The sequence below is a fragment of the Fusobacterium sp. genome, assembly GCF_032477075.1.
Taxonomy (GTDB): domain Bacteria; phylum Fusobacteriota; class Fusobacteriia; order Fusobacteriales; family Fusobacteriaceae; genus Fusobacterium_A.
Window position 1 is genome coordinate 12,636 of record NZ_JAWDXO010000030.1, and the last position, 21,101, is coordinate 33,736.

Here is a 21,101-nt window from a genome sequence, read left to right on the forward strand (position 1 = left end):
TTGCCCTCCTATACTAACTCTTTCTATCAATTTTCTCACCTTTCTTAAAGATTGCTTTTGAGTATAACAAATGTTAAATCATCCACCTGTTCATAATCACCTCTAAATTTATTCAATTCTTCCAATATAGCTATTTTTATTTCTTCAGGTCTTTTTAATTTATTCTGATAAACTACTTCTTTAAGTTTATTTATACCAAACATATCTTTATTTTTATTTTCTGTTTCATTTATTCCATCAGTATAGAAGATTACTATATCTCCTTTACCAAGTTTAATTTCCCCTTGTTTATATTTATATTCATTCAAAAATCCAATAGCTACACCTTTCACAGTATGAAGTTCAACAGTATCAGTTTCTGCTCTATATACTACTAAAGGATTGTGACCAGCATTTGAATAATGCAAGGTTTTTGTGTCTTTATTATATTTACTATGCATCATTGTAATAAACATATCCTCTGTTATATCAGGATATATAATTCTATTTAATTCATTTAGATTTTCAGCTGGACCTGTATCCCCAGTTATAGTTAATGTCTTTAATACTGATCTTCCCAGAGCCATTAGAAATGCTGCTGGAACTCCTTTGCCACTAACATCTGCTATTGTTATAGAAAAATTATTATTATCAAGAATAGTATAATCATAATAATCTCCACCTATCTCTTTTGCAGGTTCAAAATAATTTGCAATTTCTAATCCAAAGACTTCATCTATATCTTCTGGAAGTATTTTCTTTTGAATTCTTGCTGCAACTTCCAATTCATTTGACATTCTCTCTTTAATAATAAGATCAGAGTATATTTGAGCATTATTTATTGCTATAGAGACCTGTATTACAAGAGCAGATATAGTTTCTTCATCTAAATCTATAAGTTTATTTTTATCTTCAATAACATAAATAACTCCTAATTCTTTCCCTTTCACTACCAAAGGTGAAATAACTACTACTTCATCTTTTTGTACAGCAAAACCTACTGATAGTTCTTCATATATCTTTTTGAAATCATTCCTTGTAAATTCCTTTAATATCTCTTCGGGATATGAAACTTCCCCCTTAAATTTGATTATTCCTTTTATTCTCTTATTTTTAAGTTTTCCATTTTCCCATAAATAAAGAGAAATTCTTTTAGCTCCTGTGAGTACAAAATATGCATCAAGAATTATATTTATGATTTTCTCTACTTCTAATATGGATAAAACTGCTCTAGATAGAGAGTTTAAATTAGAAAGATTTTCAACTCTTCTTTCAAGTATATGATTACTATATTCTAGTTGAGTAGATTTTGTAACAAGAGCATCATATGTAACTTCCAATTCTTTTCTATATTCTCTCAGTTCTTCAATAGAATTTTCCAACTCTAGTTCCTGTTTGATTATTTTATTCAAAGTTTCTGTGTATTCATCTTTAAGTATATCTGGGATGTCTTCTATATCTTTCTTAGCCCTAAGGCTTGTGAGTACCCTAATTATATCTCCAAAATGTTCTTTCTCCTGTCTTTTCAAAACATAAAAAAATAAAATCAGCAACAGAATCAGAAAAAATATATATAGCATTAATTAATCCTCCATTGAGTGTCCCCATCTTTAATCTTTAAAATATCTCTTCCTTTTTCATTTTCTTTAACACTTGCCTTCTTTAAAATTACCCCTTTAGGTTTTATAACTTTAAAGTTTTTTAAATCTTTTATTTTTAATCCTTTTTCTTCATTTTCAAGATTCTCTACAAGTGAAGATGGATTAGCAATATTTATAACACGTACTCCAAATTCATAATCTTTTATATTTTCAGTTATCATTCCTTCAGTTAAAACTATTTTATCAGAAACAAGTGTTTCCCAAGAAGCTCTTTTTAAAATAATAACTGAAGATAAAATGCTCTTCTCTTTCCCTAAAGTACTCTCAGTATATAATGGAAGCCTAGTTTTTCCTGCTTCTTCAATATTAGAACTATTAACTTCTATAATAAAGTCATTCTCAATTGGTTCAAAAGTCTTTGATATCATTTTTCTATTTTCAAATATTTCTTCTACCATCTTCATTTTATCAAGTTCAGTATAATAGTTACTAGGATTATAATCTTTTTCTCTCTTCAAATAGTTCAACCAGTAGTATACCTGCTTATTTAAATATCCTTGAAAAATACCAGCATTTTCTGGATAATTTATATCTATTTTAGAATCTATAAATTCCTTTTCCTCTTCAGTCAATTCAGAAGCTGGTTTGTAATAAATTTTTTCTGCTTCTCTAACATCTCTTTTTCCTATATTTTTTATATCTTGATATAACTCAAAAGGTATTATCAAATTTATATCTTTATTGTGAGCTACCATTTTTGACATAAGAATACTGAATTTTTCGTAAAAAGCATCTCTGTCTGAAGGTATTTTAGGGTAATCCAATTTGTATATTTTAAGTGTATACTCCCCTTTTGGCATCTTGTTTGCAAATTCGACTACCTGACTTTCATCTCTCCTTGCAATCAGTTTTTGACATCCAGTCATTAATAATACAGTCAGTAAAAATAATACAAAGGCATTTCTCTTCATCATTTCCTCCAATTTATTTTTTTCTTAATTTTTCCAAGATATTCTCTGCAACATTTTTAGGTACAAATTTAGAAATTGATTCAACATCTTCTTTTGCTATTTTTGATATAGAACCAAATTCTTTTAAAAGAATTGCTTTTCTCTTTTCTCCTATACCCTCTACCTCATCCAGTTCAGAAGATAATACTCTTTTACTTCTAAGTTTTCTATGATATGTTATACCAAATCTATGCGCCTCATCTCTTACTCTTTGAAAGATTTTTAATGCTTCTTGATCTTTTGAAAAAACATAAGGTATGTTTTCTCCATATTTATATACTTCTTCATCTCTTTTGGCTAAACTAAGAAGATCAGATATACCATCTTTACCTAATTCCTTAAAGACTTCTCCAGCAGCATTTATCTGTCCTAACCCTCCATCTATAAGTATTATATCTGGAAATTCATTCTCTGGAAGTTTTCCATAACGCCTTGTTATTACTTCTCTCATCATTGCAAAGTCATCAGGTGTGTCTTTACAGGTAATTTTAAATTTTCTGTAATCCTGTTTTGAAGCCTTACCCTCTACCGATACGCTCATAGATGCAACAGCATCCTTTCCCTGTATATTAGAGATATCAAAACATTCAATTTTTCTAGGATATCTTTTTAATTCTAAAGTAGAATATATTTTATAAAGTCCTTCTTCAACAACTGATTTTTTTCTATAATAATTTTCAACATCTCTTGCAAGATTTAGTTCTCCCATTTCCAAAAGTTCTTTCCTTCTGCTTTTTATTTTTGGAAAAAGGAACTCTATTTTTTTATTTTTATCTTTTTTCAAAGCTTCAAGTATTCTCTTGCTTTCATTTTCATATTTACTGGAAAATACTATATTTTGAGGTATAGGATGCTTATTATAAAACGCCATTACAACTACTTCAAGTATGTTCTCATATATTTTATCTTTTAAATCTATATTTGTCGAGATTTTTCCTAAAATTTTACCATCTCTGACATTTAGTACACAGATGAATACTCTGTTATTTTCTTCTTTTATATTGAAAATATCTTCATCTAGTTCTTTTCCATATTCAGTTATTTGATTATTTACAGTGGCTTCTATTTCTTTTATCTGTTCTCTATACATTATTGCTTCCTCAAACTTCATATCTTCAGAAGCTTTTTCCATTTTCTTTTTTAATCCCTCTATTACATTTCTTCCTTGCCCTTTTAAAAGTTGTTTAGCTCCCTCTACAAGTTCATTATACTCTTCTTTTATATTTTTATAAGTACAGGGTCCTGGACACATTTTCATAAAATATTTCAGACATGGTCTTGTATATACTTTATTCATATCTCTGTTACAGTCTCTTATCTTAAATATTTTTATAATATTTTTTTTTAGATTCCACCCACCCTGAGGATATGGACCAAAATACATTCCAGTTTTAGTATCAAGAGCCCTTGTAGTCCTAATCATTTTTATATTTGGAAATGTTTCTCTGCTGATTTTTATATAAGGATATGTCTTTTCATCTTTTAAAGCTATATTATATTTTGGAGTATATTTTTTTATAAGATTATTTTCAAGAACAAAAGCATCTATTTCACTATTACATATGATAAATTCTACATCTTCTATATTTTTTACAAGCTCTCTAGTTTTTTCACTTTCATGTTCTCTATTAAAATATGAAGATACTCTGTTTTTTAAATTTTTAGCTTTTCCTACATAAATTATTTTCCCACTTTTTTTCATTAGATATACTCCTGGATTCTCAGGTATATCTATTTTTTTAATATCTATTTTAGTCTCTACCAATTTCCTCTCTCTTTCTCTCTATGACTGATATATACATTTAATTTTTCCTGTTTAGAAAGTTCTTTATATAATAAAGATGCTAAAGTTACTGAACGGTGTTTTCCCCCACTGCATCCTATACCTATAGTTAAATGTTTCTTACCTTCTTTTATATAATTAGGGATAAGAAAATCCATCAAATTTAAAAGTCTCTGAGCAAACTCTTGAGCTACACTATATCCCATTACATAAGAAGATACTGCTTCATCTTCTCCTGTTTTTTCTTTTAATTCTTCTATGTAGTATGGATTTGGAAGAAATCTTACATCAAAAAGGAGATCAAGATCAATTGGAATGCCGTATTTGAATCCAAATGACTGTACATGAATATTTATATCTTTTGTTTCTCCATCTACCATCAATATTTCTTTAACTCTCTCTGATAATTCTTTAGGTTTTATATAACTTGTATCTATTATCCCAGTTGCTGACTCTCTTATTGGAAACATTATCTCTCTTTCTTTCTGTATACTTTCTAAAAGAGTAGCTGCTTCCAATGGATGCTTTCTCCTAGTCAAGTTGTACCTATTAAGTATGATTTCTTCAGAAGCTTCGATAAAAATAAGAGAATAGTCTATATCAGCTTTTTTCATTTCAGCTAAAAGCAGAAAAAGTTCATCTACTTTTTTAAATGAACGTATATCTATTCCTAATCCTAATTTCTCAATAGAGGTATTGATAAAAAAGTTTCCTACCTCACAGGGAAGATTATCTACCACATAATAGCCCATGTCTTCCATTGTATTCAACGCAGTAGTCTTTCCAGCTCCACTTAATCCACTCACTATTACTATCTTATTTTTTTTCATACTTTCACCATACTTTTTATATTTTAATTTTTTATTTTGCATATTCTTTTTCTATTTTTATTATATCACAAAAACTACATTCTTTACATTTTTAACCCTTTTTTATTTATAAAGTACAAAAAAATGACTCAGATTTTACTTCTAAGCCATTTTATTTTTTTTCAAAACATTAATTATTTTTAAAACTAATTTTTCTACATTCTATCTAAAGTTTTTATTCCAAGTAAAGATAATCCATCTTTAATAGTTTCACCAGTTATCTTTGCTATAAGTGCTCTTGAATATAAAATCTCATCTTCTTGATTTAATATTGGACAATTACTATAAAAACTATTGAATTTCTTAGAAAGTTCAAATAAATAGTCTGCAATTATATTTGGTTTAAATGTTTCAGAAGCTTTTAATACAGCCATTGGAAATACTGCTATATGATCTGCCAGTGCTCTTTCATATTTATCCTCTATTTTTATTTTTTTATTATAATCTGTATTTTTTCCTTCACTTTCTGCTTTTCTCAATATAGACTGTATTCTTGCATAAGAATATTGAAGATATGGAGCTGTATTTCCTTCAAAAGTCAGTATTTTATCCCATTCAAATATAATAGGGCTCTGTCTGTTTTGAGAAAGATCAGCATATTTTATTGCTCCAACACCAACTACTTCTGCTATTTGATCTTTTTCCTCTTCTGATAGACTAGGATTTTTTTCCTGAACTATATCATAAGCTCTTTTCTTTCCTTCATCTAAAAGTTGCTCAAGTCTTATTACATTTCCTTTCCTAGTTGAAAATACTCCATCAGCAAATCTCATTATTCCAAACCATATATGATGTTTTTCTACATTCCATCCAAGCATATCTGTAATTTTAAAGAATTGTTTAAAGTGATCCTGCTGTCTTTCATCTGTAAGATATATAAGTTTATTTATTTTATAAGTCTCTTTTTTAAATTTAATAGTAGCTATATCAGATGTTGAATAAAGAAATGCTCCATCTTTTTTTTGTACTATACAAGGGAAAAGATTTTCTTCTTCTGGAAAAAATACAACTTTAGCTCCATCATCTTCTACTGCCAATCCCTTTTCTACAAGTTCTTCAATTACTCCCTGCATCATAGGATGATAAAATGATTCTCCATAATAAGTATCAAAATGAACATCCAATCTTTTATAAAGCTTATCATACTCATCTAGTGATACTTTGATAAATTCCTTCCATAAAGCAAAATTTTCTGAATCTCCATCTTGAAGTTTTTTAAGTTCCAGTCTTGCTTCTTCTTCAAGTTCAGAGTCACTTTCAGACAGCCTAGAAAATTCTACATAAACCCTTTCTAACTCTTCAATAGGATTTTCTTTATAAGCTTCCTTATCCAGCCATCTTCTATATCCAATGATAAGTTTCCCAAACTGTGTTCCCCAGTCCCCTATATGATTGTCTGCTATCATATGATATCCTAAATATTTATAAATTCTTGTGATAGAATCTCCAATTATTGTAGATCTCAGGTGACCTATATGCATTCTTTTAGCTATGTTGGGAGAAGAAAAATCTATTATTACATCTCCTTCTCTATTTAAAAAAGAGAAATCATATCCTTCTGTTCTTGATTTTTTCAAAAGCTCTCCTAGATATTCACTTTTTAAAAATATGTTAATAAATCCAGGGCCTGCTATTTCTAATTTCTCAATAACATTATTTTCTTCAAGATTATCAAGAATCTCTTGAGCTATTACTCTTGGATTCTTTCCTATTATCTTAGAATTCATCATTGCAAAGTTTGTTTGAAAATCTCCAAATTTTTCATTTGTAGCAACAGATACTTCTACTTTTTTTGTTTCTTTTTCATTATATAATTTTTTTATTGTATTTTCAAAAATTCTCGCTATCTCTCTATCTATAATAAGCACTATTCCACCTCGCATTTTATTCATTTATCTTTAAAATATTTATTAAATAAAAAAGGGACACAAAGTCCCAAAAGAATAACTCCAACCTATCGCCTTCAGTACAGTTTTAGTCGCCAAAAACAAAAGTGGTAGTCAGTTATATGTAGTATACAGAGTCCGTAAAACAACTTAAGCTTTAAGAAGATCGTGACTTTGCTGATTTACTACAAACAGCGCCAACCCCATGACGACGTTAGGCCCAAAACTTCGTGAAAATAGCGAGTAGGTCAGAAACATTTATTCTTATAATGGAATTATATCATTATTTTATTTTTTTTTCAACATTTTAAAGTTCTTTTTATTCAATAATTCATTTTTTCTATAAATTATTGATTTTTTTCTTCAACATAAGTACTCTTTAGATATAATTCTTCCAACTGTTCTTCATCAACTTTTCCAGGAGCTTCTGTCATTAGACATTGCCCTTTATTTGTTTTAGGAAATGGAATAACATCTCTTATAGAGTTTTCTTTAAGCATTACCATTAGCCACCTGTCTAATCCAAATGCAAGTCCTCCATGTGGTGGTGCACCATATTTAAATGCATCTAAGAAGAATCCAAATTTAGTTTTAGCTTCCTCTGGTGTAAGTCCTAATCTGTCAAATACTTTAGATTGGATTTCTGGGTTAAATATTCTGATAGACCCTCCACCAATTTCAAATCCATTAAGTACCATATCATATGTATTAGTTCTTATATTCTCAGTCTGCCCATTTAAAAATGCATTCAAATCTTCATCTTTTATTGAAGTAAATGGATGATGTTCAGCTTTATATCTTTGCTCTTCTTCATCATATTGGAACATAGGGAAGTCTACTACCCACAAGAACTTAAATTCATCAGGATTGATAAGATTAAATTCTTTTCCTATTCTGCTTCTGATAGCCCCTAAAGCTCCATATACTACTTTTGCTTTATCCGCTATAATAAGTATGATATCTCCTTTTACAGCTCCTGTTGTTTCTACAATAGCTTTCATTTCATCTTCTGAAAGGAATTTAGCTATTGGAGAATTTATACCTTCTTCAGTTATTTTAATATATGCCATTCCTTTGGCACCAAAATATCTCTTAGCATATTCTTCATATTCACCAATTATTTTTCTAGAAAATTTCTCTGCTCCTTGAGGTGCAACTACAGCTTTTACTATTCCGCCACTTGCTGCTGTTTCCTGAAAAGCTTTGAACCCAGAATTTCTTACTATTTCAGTTAAATCTTTAAGTTCCACTCCAAATCTGATATCTGGTTTATCAGAACCAAATCTTGACATTGCTTCTGCATAAGGCATTTTTTGGAAGGTATAATTAGCTTCTTCTCCAGTAATAGCTGTAAATACATCTTTAGCAAGTCCTTCAATAGTCCTCATTACATCATCCATAGTTACAAAAGACATTTCAATATCTAATTGTACAAATTCAAATTGTCTGTCTGCTCTAAGATCTTCATCTCTAAAACATTTAGCTAATTGGAAATATCTTTCTATTCCACCAATCATTAATAATTGTTTAAATAATTGTGGTGATTGAGGAAGTGCATAAAAATCTCCTGGACTTATTCTGCATGGAACTAAAAAGTCTCTAGCCCCTTCTGGTGTAGATTTTGTAAGTAAAGGAGTGTCTATATCCAAAAATCCTTCTTTATCCATGTAATTTCTTATTGCCATAATCATTTTATGTCTCATTTTAAGATTGTGAAGCATTCTTGATCTTCTGATATCAAGATATCTGTATTTTAATCTTATATTTTCATTAAGGTTATCATCTATCCCTGAAATTTGAAAAGGAAGAACATCACAGCTGTTTAATACTGCAAGTTCTTTAGCAAAAACTTCTATATCTCCTGTAGGCATATTAGGATTTTTACTTTGTCTTTCTCTCACTTCTCCAACTATTCTTATAACTGATTCATTCTTTAATTTTTGAGCTTGCTCTACTATATCTTTAGGAGCTATATCTATATCAAAAATGACTTGTGTCTTTCCTTCTCTGTCTCTCATATCTACGAAAGTTAAACCTCCAAGATCTCTCTTTGTATCCACCCAACCAGAAAGAATAACCTCCTGTCCTATGTTTTCTTTCCTCAATTCACCTAAATTATGAGTTTTATAAATCATAACTATCCTCTCCTTAAAATTTTCCTCTATCTAGATTCTTTAATTATCTCCATTGCCTTTTCAAACGATAATTCTTCCTGAGTTCTATTGACAAAATCTTTTAAAAGTACTATACCTTTATTTATTTCATCTTCTCCAGCTATTATGCAATATTTTACTCCAAGCTTATCTGCTTTCTTCATATGAGATTTCATTCCTTTTGGATTAAAATCTACATAAGTTTTTATTCCTGCATCTCTTAATATTTTAGTTATCTTAATACAAAAATCCTTAGCTTCATCTCCAAGCCATGCTATATATACATCAGGATTGTTATTAGGATAATCTTCTACTAACATCATTATTCTTTCTACCCCTGCAGCGAATCCCACTGCTGGTATATCCTTATCCCCTAATTGTTTCAGAAGATTATCGTATCTTCCTCCACCCAATATAGTTCCTTGTGCACCTAGTTTATTAGTAACTATTTCATAAACTGTACTTGAATAATAATCAAGTCCTCTTACTAACTTAGAATCCTCAACATATTTTATTCCAAAAATATTAAGGTATTTTTTTACTTCTTCATAATGATTTCTTTCTTCTTCTGTAAGAGAATCTATTATACTAGGAGCATCTTTTGTAAGTTCTTTACACTTATCTATTTTACAATCAAGAACTCTTAAAGGATTTTTTTCCATTCTCATTTGGCAATCTTCACATAACTCTTCTTTCATAGGATTAAGAAAATTTAATAACTTTTCTCTATATTGTGTACGAGAAGCTGTTGTTCCAACTGAATTAATACGAACTTCAAGATCGCTTATTCCTAATTTTTCAAGAAAAGTAAAACTCATTGCTATTACTTCAGCATCTAATATAGGTGAACTTTCTCCTAGAACTTCTACCCCTATTTGATTAAACTCTCTTTGCCTTCCTGCTTGTGGCCTTTCATACCTGAACATTGATCCATTATAATAATATCTTGTTACATCTTCTTTTCCATAAATTCCATTCTCAAGATATGATCTTACTACTGAGGCAGTATTTTCTGGTCTTAGAGTAATACTTCTCTCCCCTCTGTCTTTAAAAGTGTACATTTCTTTTTCTACAACATCAGTTCCTTCTCCAATTCCTCTTTTAAATAGATCAGTTTCTTCAAATATAGGAGTTTTTATATATGTATATCCATAATTTTCAAATACTTCCTGAGCCATTTTAGATACATATGTATATTTTACTGCTTCTTCTCCATAGATATCTTTAGTTCCTCTAACAGCTTTTATAAGCTTCATTATTCTCACCTCTTATATTATTTTCCCCATAATTTTTCCATTTTTTCCTTTATAAGTTTTTCATTTTTGTTATCTCCAGGAATATAGTACTCTCTCTTTTTAGCAGTATAGTTCTGTTTTATGAAATTGCCTGTATAATCATGAGGGTATTTATATCCTTTTGCATTATGACATATAGTTAAAGGAACAGTTTCCATATCTCCTTTATCTATATCTTCCATTGCCTTATTTATCCCCATATAGCATGAATTACTTTTTGTAGATATAGAAAGATATATCACTGCTTGTGCAAGTATTATTTTCACTTCTGGCATACCTATTTTTTCACTTGCAGCCATTGCACTGCTGGCTATGAGCATAGCTTCAGGATTTGCCATTCCTATATCCTCACTGGCATGTATCATTATTCTTCTTGCTATATACCTTGGGTCTTCTCCTCCATGAAGGAGTCTCCCTAACCAATAAAGAGCTGCATCTGGATCACTCCCTCTCATACTCTTAATTAAAGCTGATATGAGATTGTATTTATCTTCTGCTTTATGATAAGAAGACTGTCTTTCTCTAAATATATTTAACACTTCTTCATCTTCCAATTCCATACAGCTGTTTTGATAAAGTTCCAGATAATTTATTGCTATTCTGCTGTCTCCTTGTGAAATATCCAGTATACACTCTATTATTTCTTGTGATATTTTTTCTTCCAGACCTATATATTTAACTCCCTTTTCAAGTATCTCTCTGATATTTTCCCTGCTCAATGGTTTAAATTCAAATATCATCACTCTTGATAATAAGGCATTGTTCAGACTGTAATAAGGATTTTCTGTAGTAGCACCTATAAGAGTCAGTATCCCTGACTCACAATATGAAAGAAGTGCATCCTGCTGAAGTTTATTAAATCTATGTATCTCATCTAAAAACAGGATAGTTTTTTTTCCATAAAATTCAAGGTTTTTTTTGGCCTTTTCCACAATTTCACGTAAATCATTAAGACTGGCAACAGTTGCATTAAGAGTTTCAAAATTACTGTCCAATGTTTTAGAAATTATTTCTCCCAATGAGCTTTTTCCACATCCTGGAGGTCCAAAAAAAATAGAATTTGATATACTCTGTTTCTCTATCAATTTTCTTAAAACTCCACCTTTTCCTAAAATCTTTTCCTGACCTATAAAGTCATTTAAATTGTTAGGTCTAAGTCTTAAAGCTAAAGGTTTTATTTTATCATAGTTACTCTCAAATAGATTCATCTCATCACAACCATTTTATTTTTTGACAAAAAAAGCGTATTGATAAAACAATACGCCTCTTCCTTCTATTTTACTAAGTATAATAAAAGAGCACTGACAATAAATAGTACTGCAACCACTTCAGTTGCTTTAGCTAAAGGCCCACCGTCTTTTGATATTCCAAACACAGTATTTGAAGCTCCCATTCCCATGCTTGCTGACATTCCGTGGCTCCTATCAGGCTGTATAAGCACTAATATTATAAGCGCTATAGCAAATATAAAAAGCATTATTGTAAATAATGTCTCCATAAAATTCCTCCTAAACTTCTTCTCTTATATTAAATACAATAAATTATATCACAGATATTTAAAATATTAAAGTATAACTTTTATTTTAATCCCACCAAAAATACCATACATGAGAATTTCTTAAACAGCTTGCAAGAGAACGAATATCTCCACATCCCTGCATAACTATATCATAACAAAATGCAAACTGTTCTTCTGCCAATTCCTCAAGCTCTTCATTTTCTTTTAAAGGTTTATCTATATACAATTCCCAATTATCATAAGTTATTGCCCCTGGTACAGCTCCATATTTTTTATGCCAAAATTTGAATACTGCTGCCTGTTCTGCTGGTGTAGGACAGTCATTAAATCCACCCATAGGGAGCCATACTGCTGCTTTCCAAGGATCACTTTCAGGTATTTTTACAATTAGAACTTCTGGAAATGGAATTCCATTTGCATCAGCAAATGTTATAAACTCATTAGATGGTTCGCTATATTTAAAGTTTCCAATCACATCATCACCAATATGCATATCGTTATATTCATCAAAACGTTCTTTTAAAAATTCACTTACATCTATACTTTCAGCTTCTTCTAAAGCTTTTTCACGAAATTCTTTTATTCCATTCTGAGATTCTTCTACATTATAATCCTCATATATAAAACTAAGAGCTTCTGCTAAAATATCATTTGGTACTATTATTAGAGGTAAAAAGTTTTCTTTTTTTCCAGCCTTTTTTAATTCTTTATACCTATCCATTATCACACTGCTGTTCTTTTCATTTTCAAATATTTCATATTTACAATTTAAAAACTTTAATATTTCTCGACAATCACTAGTCATTTTTCCTCCTGAAACTTTTTATATTTATATCAATTATATAATAAAATTATAAATTTGTCTTAAAAAATATGGGCTTCTTAAAGATTTATTTTTTATATTATGTAAATATTATAAAAGGCAGTACAAATGTACTGCCTGCCTAATTTTAAACTTTACAATAATTTTACTGCTATTTCAGCAAGTTTAGATCTTTCACCTTTTTTCAAAGTAACATGGCCTACAATATCTTCACCTTTCAATCTGTCAGCTAGATATGTCAATCCATTTGTATTAGAATCAAGATAAGGGTTGTCAATCTGCTGAGGATCACCTGTAAATATCATCTTAGTATTTTCTCCAGCTCTTGTTACTATAGTTTTTATTTCTAATGGAGTAAGATTTTGTGCCTCATCAATTATAATAAGCCCTCTTGGTATACTTCTTCCTCTGATATATGTCAGAGCTTCTATTTTTAATACACCCATAGCTTCCAATCCTTCAACAACTTTCTCTCCAGTTTTATCATCTTTTGCTTCACTTAAAAAGTCTATATTGTCAAAGATAGGCTGCATCCATGGTTTTAATTTTTCCTTTTCACTTCCTGGAAGATATCCAAGATCTTTACCCATAGGGATAATTGGTCTTGCTATCAACAGTTTTTTATATTTTTTTCTTTCAACTACTAGTTCTAATCCTGTTGCTATAGCCATGAGGGTCTTTCCTGTTCCAGCTCCTCCTACAAGAGTAACTACTTTTATATTTTCATCCATTAAAAGTTCCATAGCAAATCTCTGTTCATCATTTCTTGCTCTAAGTCCCCAAGCACTGCCATCTCCAAGAAGAAACTTTTTAATTTTTCCATTATCATATCTTCCTGTAAGAATATTTCCTTTACAATTAAGCTTAAAGAAACAATTTGGAGTAGGAATAATATCCTCTCTTCCTAAATCTGCAAAATCCATTTTACCATTTTTTTCATATTGCCCAAATGTCTTGCTGTCAACCTCTACTTCATAGAATCCATCATATAATTCTGTATAATCAACTTTATCTGTTGAATAGTCTTCTACTTCCAGTCCTAAAGCATCAGCCTTTATTCTCATATTTATATCTTTTGTTACTATTATAATTCTTTTATCTGGATTATCTTTTTTTATTCCTAATGTAACTGAAATAATATAGTTATCCACAATATCTTTTTTTAAAACTTCTGGAAGAAGCTTCATATCATTTTTGATCTCAACTCTAAAAAATATATCATTTTTTAATTCTACCCCTTTAAAAAGGCTTCCTTCTTTTCTGATTTCATCTAAAACTCTTGAAGCTAATCTAGCCTGAATAGCTGTATTTTGATTTCTTTTAAGCTTATCTATCTCTTCTATAACATAGATAGGCAGAATAACATCATTCCCTCTAAAATTATAAATACAATAAGGATCATGAATAAGTATATTGGTATCTAATATGAATGTTTTTCTCATATGTAATCAGCTCCTTTTTTAAATCCTGTTCAGGACCATACTTCAGCCTATTATAAGATACCAGATTTTTATTAAATTTCCTCTTTTTTTATTTCTTTTTTAAAATTTCTTTTATAGCTTCCATAGCAACAACAGTTCCATCAGCTACAGCAGTTGTCACCTGTCTTACTACTCCTGACCTTATATCTCCTGCTGCATACATTCCATCTACATTAATTTTTAATCCATCTTTTGTCACAATATTTCCCTGATTGTCTAATTGAGCAAACTGTCCATACATCTCTGTATTATTTTTAGTTCCTAAATAAAGAAAAGCAAAATCAGAAGGATAATTTTTTATTTCATTATTTTTTTCTACCACAAGCTCCTCAACATACTCTCCACCTTTTATTTCAAGTAGTTTAGCACCTGTTATTATCTCTACTTTTCCAGAAGCAGTCAAAGCATCTAAAATATTCTTTTCACATTTGAATTCTTTTTCATTTACAAATATTTTTATGGTTTTTGAAAACTTTGTAAGAAAAAGTGCTTCTTCCCCTACCTCTTCTCCCTGACCTAACAGAGATACATTTAAATTTTTAGTAAAAGCTCCATCACATGTAGCACAATATGATACCCCTTTACCTAAAAATTCTTCTTCTCCTTTTAATTTTTTGTTTTCATTTTTTCCAGTTCCTGAAGCTATTATTACAACTTTCGCTTTAAAGTTTCCTTTATCTGTTTTTACTATTTTACTTTCAGTATCTGAATATACATCAAAATCTAAAAGAGTGGCGTCTAAAAATTCAACTCCATGATTTTCTGATTGCTTTTTCATTAAAGTATAAAGTTCTTTTCCTGATATCCCCTCTGGAAAACCTGGATAATTCTCTACTTTATGAGCCATGAGAAGACTTCCTATTCCCTCTTTTTCAATTATTAAAGTCCTTAGTTTTGCTCTCCCTGTATATATTCCTGCTGTGAGACCTGCTGGTCCACCACCAATTATTATAATATCATATTTTTTTTCATTCATAAAAATAACCTCCTTAAAATTTAGATTATTCCCTGCATAGATAAAAATTCTTTTTCTTCTTCTATTGTTGTCTCATCACTGTGTCCACTATATACTTTTGTATCAGCAGGTAATCTGCATAATTTTGCTAGACTGTTAAAAAGCATTTCTCCACTGCTTGTAGGCAAATCATATCTTCCATAACTTCTTCTAAACATAGTGTCTCCTGAAATAAGCATTTTAGCTTCAGGGCAATAAAAACTTTTTGATCCAATGGTATGACCTGGAGTATCTAAAACTTTAAACTCTCCTATCATATCTCCCTCTTTTACAGTATGAAATTCTCCATTAAAAACAAAATTCACTCCTGTGATATATTTCATTAAATTTAATTCCGCTTCAGTAAGACATGCTGCATCCTCTTTACCTATATATACCTCAACATCAGTATATTCTTCTATCAGTCTATTTATTCCTGCAATATGATCCCCATGCCCATGTGTTAGAACTAAATATTTCAATGTAAGTTCATTGACTTTTAAAAAAGTCATAATTTTATCTATATTTTCTCCACCACAGTCAAAAAGATAAGCATTTTTATCATCGTTCCAAGTAAGGTAACAATTTGTCATCATTGAACCTAAATAAAAAGTTTTTATATTCATCATTTTCTACTTTTCCTCCTTAAATCCTAAACACAATCTATATCATATCTTTAATTATACTTCAATATCAGTGATTTTGTCTACCTAATTTATCAAGAACAACATATTACAGATGTTCTATCTTCCAAAAAAGCACAAATTCCCCTTTTATCAGATATATTCAAAAAGATATACACTATTTTCATTCTTTGGTGTATAATCTATTGATAAACATTTTGATTAGGTGTGAGTCTAACTATGAAAGATAAAAACTTCAAGGAAGCTAAACAAATCTATAACCTCTATCTATTACAACCATTATCTCATATAAAATATTATGATATGTATAAAGGATTTTTGAAAAGGAATAATTAAAAAATTAATTTTATAATATTATTATCCAAGGAGGATACAAATTGAATATAGTTTTATTAAACCCTGAAATACCATATAACACTGGAAATATAGGAAGAAGTGCTGTACTTACTAATACAACCCTGCATTTAATCAAACCTCTTGGTTTTTCTCTAGATGAAAAACAATTAAAAAGAGCTGGACTTGATTACTGGCATCTTGTTGATTTAAAAGTATGGGAATCTTATGAGGACTTTATAAATGGAAATCCTGATGCTGTAATATATTATGCAACTACTAAAACAAAGCAAAAATACACAGACATCAAATTTGAGAAAAATGATTTTGTTATGTTTGGACCTGAATCTCGTGGAATTCCAGAAGAAATACTGAATAAAAATACTGATTACTGTATCACTATTCCTATGATAGATATGGGGCGTTCTTTAAATCTTTCTAATTCTGCTGCTATCATTTTATATGAAGCTTTAAGACAAACAGATTTTAATTTTAATAAATAGGAGAATTTATGTTTATTAATAAAATTCATCATATTGCAATTATTTGCTCAAATTATGAGAAATCTAAAAATTTTTATGTTAATATTTTAGGATTTAAAATTTTAAAAGAAACATACAGAAATGAAAGAAAGTCATACAAGCTCGATCTTGAAATAGCTGGTGAATACCAAATTGAACTTTTTTCTTTTCCAGACCCTCCTGAAAGAATAACTTCCCCAGAAGCTAGAGGATTGAGACATCTTGCTTTTGAAGTAGATAATATTGAGGATTTTGTAAAATATCTGAAGGAAAATAATATAGTTACTGAATCTATAAGAATAGATGAAATAACCAATAAAAAATATACTTTTTTTAGAGATCCTGATAATCTTCCTTTAGAAATTTATGAAAAATAACTTCAAATTTTTCCTTTTTTTTGGTATACTCATAGTTAAAATTAAGGAGATGATAGTCATGAGTGTTGAAAGTGTAAAAAAATTTTTTAAAGACAACAATCTTCCCTTAAAAGTTGAAGAAACAGAAGGAGACACTGCTACTGTAAAAAGTGCTGCTGCAACTTGGGGAGTTGAAGAAGATCAAATTGCTAAAACTATGGGATATAAGTTAAAAAATGGAGAATATATACTTATACTCACAAAGGGTGGAGCTAGGCTTGATAATAGAAAGTTTAAGGATAAATTTAAAGAAAAAGCTTCTATGATTCCCCATGATGAAGTATTAGAAGCTACTGGACATCCTATTGGTGGAGTATGTCCTTTTGGATTAAAAAGACCATTAAGAATTTATCTTGACAAAACTTTAAAAGAATTTGAAATAGTTTATCCTGCTGGTGGTTCTGATCACTCTGCTGTTAAGGTTCCTGTAGATTTATTAGAAAGTATAACTCAAGGAGAATGGGTAGATGTCTGCAAAGAACCTGCTTCTGTTGAAAAATAAAGTATAGTCAGAGACTGATTTAAGGTTAGTCTCTTTTTTTTATTTTTTTAATATTATTCATCTGTAAATAAAAAACATCTTGACCTAGAGTTAACTCCAGATGTTAAAATTAATTCATAGGAGGTAGTGATATGACAATTGCAGAAGTAAGTAAAAAATTTGAATTGACTATTGATACATTGCGTTATTATGAACGTATAGGTTTAATTCCTACTGTCCCACGAACAAAAGGTGGAATCCGTGACTATGGAGAAAATGAATGTAATTGGATAGAGTTTATCAAGTGTATGAGAGGAGCTGGCCTTCCTGTTGAAGCATTAATAGAATATGTTGGATTATTCCAGCAAGGTGAAAAAACTTTAGAAGCTCGTAAAGAAATTTTAACAGAACAAAGAAAATTGTTAGCTACTAGAATAAATGAAATGAAACAAACATTGGATAGACTTGATTATAAAATTGAAATTTATGAAAAATGTGTTGTAAAAAATGAAAAAAAATTAAAAATGTAAATTATTAATTTATAATATTATGTAAAGGAGAGAATGGCCTTTGTCATTCTCTCCTTTTATTTATTATTTTATTTTTAAAAAAATCTACTTTTAATATATCAATTATTTTTAGATTTATTGACAACAATAAAAAAATTATAATATATTTAAATTTTTTTATTTGTTTTTAAACTGCCCTTTATGATAAACTAAAATAGCAAGTAAAAAAATTATAAATTAAAATAAGATTTGTTTTATTTTATTGAAAGGGGAGAGAAATGAATTTAATAATAGTTTTAGAAGCACTTATTTTAGGTATGGTTATATTTTTGATAGATTTTGTAGTTTCTCGTAAAGGAAATGAAGACGATTATGAGTATACTAAAGAAAATAATTCAAAAATCGGAAGTGATGGTATAGTAATATTAATATCTTATCTTGTTATTTCAATATTTTTATATTTTTTCTTTAAAATGCAGTCTATTCAAAATATAACATATGGAAGAAATTCCGTTTCAGATTTTTCTTTTATGGCTGATATCTTAAAAAATATCAGTCAAGTAAGAGGGGTTCTTTTAAATGTATTAATAGGTTTATATGGAATAAGAAGAAGGAGACCTGAAGGTTTTATTTTTATTGTATTATCTTTGGCAATGCCATTCTTAAATCATTTTTTTATAGTTTCAAATATTTTTAGATTTTTATCTTCTTTATTAAGAATATTGATTTTTAGAAAAAATATTTTAATGGCAATCTATTCTATCTGTAATTTTTTAATTATCACTTTTCTTATTTTTGGTAATATGTACGGTTCAGGAGATTTATTTTACAGATTTATAAGTTTTTCTGGATTTAATTTATTATTCTCAAATATGTACTGGGTAATGGTAATAGCTATAATTATAGAAATTATTAAAATTGCAAACACAAAAAATAAAGAAGAACTTTAAATGAGGAGGGCATCAAACAAATGAGTAATTTAAACAAAAATATAACTGTAAAAATGTTAAATGAAAAAGGAAAAGGGTTTTTACCAGAATTTATGGGAGTTGAAATTCTTGAACTAAAGGAAAGTTTTTTGTCAAGCAGATTAGCCATAAAACCATACCACATTGCACCAAATGGCTATCTTCATGCTGCAACGATCATTACTTTAGCTGACACAACATGTGGTTATGCTTCCTTTGCTCATCTTCCAGAGGGAGCAGAAAGCCTGACTACTATTGAACTGAAAAGTAATCATCTTGGAACTACTACAAAAGGAGCAATCTGCTGTACTGCTACTGCTCAACATTTTGGAAAAACTACTCAAGTTTGGGATGCAGTTGTTACAGATGAAGCGACTGGAAAGAAAATTGCACTTTTTAGATGCACTCAAATGATTTTATATCCTAAAAAATAAATAAAAATACATCCTTAGAAATAAAAAAATTCTAAGGATGTATAAAATAAATTCTATTCTATTTAAATAAATTAATTGCTGTCAATATAACTGGCATTTGAAAAATATCTATTAGAAATGCTCCTGTCAATGGTACCACTAAATAAGGATTAACTGTATATCCATATTTTCCACTTACTTCTCCCATATTTATCATAGCATTAGTTGTTGCTCCTAATCCCGAACCACACATTCCTGAAACCATAACTGCTGCATCATAGTCACTTCCCATTGCTTTAAAAACTATAAATCTTGTGTAAAGCCACATAAATATTACTTGACAGCTTAAAATTATAATCATTGGTATTGCAAGTGCTGCAAGTTCCCATAATTTTAATGATATCAAAGCCATAGAAAGAAATATATTCAGTGATGCTTCTCCTAATATATTTACAAGATTTCTATCAATATCAACCCACTTAGCCTTTAAATTAAGATTATTGAAAATAATAGCGCAAAACATTGCTCCCACATATGAAGGAAGTGCTATTCCTAATTTATTCTTTAAAATTCCACTCAAAGAAATTCCTATTGTCATTATAATTGATAACATAAGTATATGCTGCAGCATTGAGTTAAGATTTATTTCTCTTTTCTCTATATCAATTTTTATACCTACTTCATCTTCATTAACAACATCCTTAGGTTTTAAATCAAACTTTTTTATTAAATGTATAGCAAGAGGTGAACCTAACAGTCCTCCTGCAACAAGCCCAAATGTAGCGGCAGAAAGTGCAACTGTTAATGCTCCTGTTACTCCCAAACCTTCTACAGTTTGTCCAAAAGCTCCTGCTGAACCATGTCCACCAGACATTGATACCGATCCTGCCAAAACTCCAAGCAATGGATTTATACCTGTTGCTTTAGCAACACTTACTCCTATAACTGTCTGCATAAAAGTCATAAATCCACTTAAAAGCCAAAATATAATTAATAGCTTTCCACCTTTTTTTAACCCTTCAATAGAAGAACCTAATCCAATAGTTGTAAAAAAGACTACCATAAAAGGTGTTTGAAGGGTAGTATCATAAGAAATGCTTCCAATATGTATGCTCCTCATGAACAAATGAATAAGAGCAAATAATAATCCCCCTAAAACTGCTGCTGGTATTCCAAATCTATCAAGAAATAATAGTCTTTCTTTTAACTTTCTTCCAATATATAGTGATATTAATCCCATTGCTATTGTTCCAACCATATCAAATTTAAAAAGTATTCCTAAATCATTTAAACTGAATTCCATGTCCTTCCTCCCAAACTTTATATTGTTTCTGTTAACTTAAATTTATGTGAACTACTCCTAACCTTTTAAGGTATAATAATTTGCTCAAGATTATATATCCTCCCTAAAATGAAAGGAGCA

At 29.4% G+C, this 21,101-nt stretch carries 20 protein-coding genes; 6 read left to right on the plus strand and 14 right to left on the minus strand.

All coding sequences use genetic code 11. The features are described 5' to 3' along the window. Nucleotides 1–44 precede the first annotated feature (44 nt). The 13 genes from E6771_RS11740 to E6771_RS11800 all read right to left on the minus strand — a co-directional run bounded on the left by E6771_RS11740 (nucleotide 45) and on the right by E6771_RS11800 (nucleotide 16,019). Nucleotides 45–1,559: a PP2C family protein-serine/threonine phosphatase gene (locus E6771_RS11740; protein ID WP_316091506.1), complete on the minus strand. Its 1,515-nt coding sequence runs from the start codon at nucleotides 1,557–1,559 to the stop codon at nucleotides 45–47. Further along, on the minus strand, nucleotides 1,559–2,551 hold the full coding sequence (locus E6771_RS11745) for a hypothetical protein (protein WP_316091507.1): 993 nt from the start codon (nucleotides 2,549–2,551) through the stop codon (nucleotides 1,559–1,561). Before E6771_RS11745 ends, E6771_RS11740 begins: the two co-directional genes overlap by 1 nt. A gap of 13 nt (nucleotides 2,552–2,564) precedes the next feature. Further along, on the minus strand, nucleotides 2,565–4,340 hold the full coding sequence (gene uvrC / locus E6771_RS11750) for an excinuclease ABC subunit UvrC (protein ID WP_316091524.1): 1,776 nt from the start codon (nucleotides 4,338–4,340) through the stop codon (nucleotides 2,565–2,567). Between the two features lie 8 nt (nucleotides 4,341–4,348). After that, nucleotides 4,349–5,203, minus strand: a complete 855-nt coding sequence (gene rapZ, locus E6771_RS11755) for an RNase adapter RapZ (RefSeq protein ID WP_316091508.1) — start codon at nucleotides 5,201–5,203, stop codon at nucleotides 4,349–4,351. A 194-nt stretch (nucleotides 5,204–5,397) separates the two neighbouring features. Continuing rightward, nucleotides 5,398–7,110: an arginine--tRNA ligase gene (gene argS, locus E6771_RS11760; RefSeq protein WP_316091525.1), complete on the minus strand. Its 1,713-nt coding sequence runs from the start codon at nucleotides 7,108–7,110 to the stop codon at nucleotides 5,398–5,400. 365 nt (nucleotides 7,111–7,475) lie between these two features. Further along, complete coding sequence (aspS, locus tag E6771_RS11765) at nucleotides 7,476–9,263, minus strand: aspartate--tRNA ligase (protein WP_316091509.1); 1,788 nt, start codon at nucleotides 9,261–9,263, stop codon at nucleotides 7,476–7,478. Nucleotides 9,264–9,289: 26 nt separating this feature from the next. Further along, a complete protein-coding gene (gene hisS, locus E6771_RS11770) occupies nucleotides 9,290–10,537 on the minus strand; it encodes a histidine--tRNA ligase (RefSeq protein WP_316091510.1) in 1,248 nt (415 codons plus the stop codon). 17 nt (nucleotides 10,538–10,554) lie between these two features. After that, nucleotides 10,555–11,784 carry a replication-associated recombination protein A gene (locus E6771_RS11775; RefSeq protein ID WP_316091511.1) on the minus strand — a complete coding sequence of 410 codons (1,230 nt, stop codon included), beginning with the start codon at nucleotides 11,782–11,784 and terminating at the stop codon, nucleotides 10,555–10,557. A gap of 65 nt (nucleotides 11,785–11,849) precedes the next feature. After that, entirely contained in the window at nucleotides 11,850–12,074 is a 225-nt protein-coding gene (gene secG / locus E6771_RS11780; RefSeq protein ID WP_316091512.1) for a preprotein translocase subunit SecG, read from the minus strand. 85 nt (nucleotides 12,075–12,159) lie between these two features. Beyond that, a complete protein-coding gene (locus tag E6771_RS11785; protein ID WP_316091513.1) occupies nucleotides 12,160–12,900 on the minus strand; it encodes a DUF4253 domain-containing protein in 741 nt (246 codons plus the stop codon). A 152-nt stretch (nucleotides 12,901–13,052) separates the two neighbouring features. Continuing rightward, on the minus strand, nucleotides 13,053–14,360 hold the full coding sequence (locus tag E6771_RS11790) for a PhoH family protein (protein WP_316091514.1): 1,308 nt from the start codon (nucleotides 14,358–14,360) through the stop codon (nucleotides 13,053–13,055). A gap of 88 nt (nucleotides 14,361–14,448) precedes the next feature. After that, complete coding sequence (locus E6771_RS11795; protein WP_316091515.1) at nucleotides 14,449–15,375, minus strand: NAD(P)/FAD-dependent oxidoreductase; 927 nt, start codon at nucleotides 15,373–15,375, stop codon at nucleotides 14,449–14,451. Nucleotides 15,376–15,395: 20 nt separating this feature from the next. Beyond that, nucleotides 15,396–16,019 carry an MBL fold metallo-hydrolase gene (locus E6771_RS11800; protein ID WP_316091526.1) on the minus strand — a complete coding sequence of 208 codons (624 nt, stop codon included), beginning with the start codon at nucleotides 16,017–16,019 and terminating at the stop codon, nucleotides 15,396–15,398. Between the two features lie 395 nt (nucleotides 16,020–16,414). Here E6771_RS11800 and E6771_RS11805 point away from each other — a divergent pair, with 395 nt between their 5' ends. The 6 genes from E6771_RS11805 (at nucleotide 16,415) to E6771_RS11830 (ending at nucleotide 19,699) form a co-directional block, all read left to right on the plus strand. Continuing rightward, a complete protein-coding gene (locus E6771_RS11805; RefSeq protein ID WP_316091516.1) occupies nucleotides 16,415–16,873 on the plus strand; it encodes a tRNA (cytidine(34)-2'-O)-methyltransferase in 459 nt (152 codons plus the stop codon). A gap of 8 nt (nucleotides 16,874–16,881) precedes the next feature. Further along, nucleotides 16,882–17,268, plus strand: coding sequence for a VOC family protein (locus E6771_RS11810; protein ID WP_316091517.1), 387 nt, complete (start codon nucleotides 16,882–16,884; stop codon nucleotides 17,266–17,268). Between the two features lie 58 nt (nucleotides 17,269–17,326). Further along, the gene (locus E6771_RS11815; protein ID WP_316091518.1) at nucleotides 17,327–17,809 is read left to right on the plus strand and encodes a YbaK/EbsC family protein; all 483 of its coding nucleotides are present in this window, start codon (nucleotides 17,327–17,329) and stop codon (nucleotides 17,807–17,809) included. A gap of 131 nt (nucleotides 17,810–17,940) precedes the next feature. After that, nucleotides 17,941–18,318, plus strand: a complete 378-nt coding sequence (locus tag E6771_RS11820; protein WP_316091519.1) for a MerR family transcriptional regulator — start codon at nucleotides 17,941–17,943, stop codon at nucleotides 18,316–18,318. Nucleotides 18,319–18,575: 257 nt separating this feature from the next. Next, entirely contained in the window at nucleotides 18,576–19,247 is a 672-nt protein-coding gene (locus E6771_RS11825) for a hypothetical protein (protein WP_316091520.1), read from the plus strand. A gap of 20 nt (nucleotides 19,248–19,267) precedes the next feature. Further along, nucleotides 19,268–19,699, plus strand: coding sequence for a PaaI family thioesterase (locus E6771_RS11830; protein WP_316091521.1), 432 nt, complete (start codon nucleotides 19,268–19,270; stop codon nucleotides 19,697–19,699). Between the two features lie 58 nt (nucleotides 19,700–19,757). Here E6771_RS11830 and gltS read toward each other — a convergent pair whose 3' ends face one another. Then, nucleotides 19,758–20,981, minus strand: coding sequence for a sodium/glutamate symporter (gene gltS / locus E6771_RS11835; RefSeq protein WP_316091522.1), 1,224 nt, complete (start codon nucleotides 20,979–20,981; stop codon nucleotides 19,758–19,760). Between the last annotated feature and the right edge of the window lie 120 nt (nucleotides 20,982–21,101).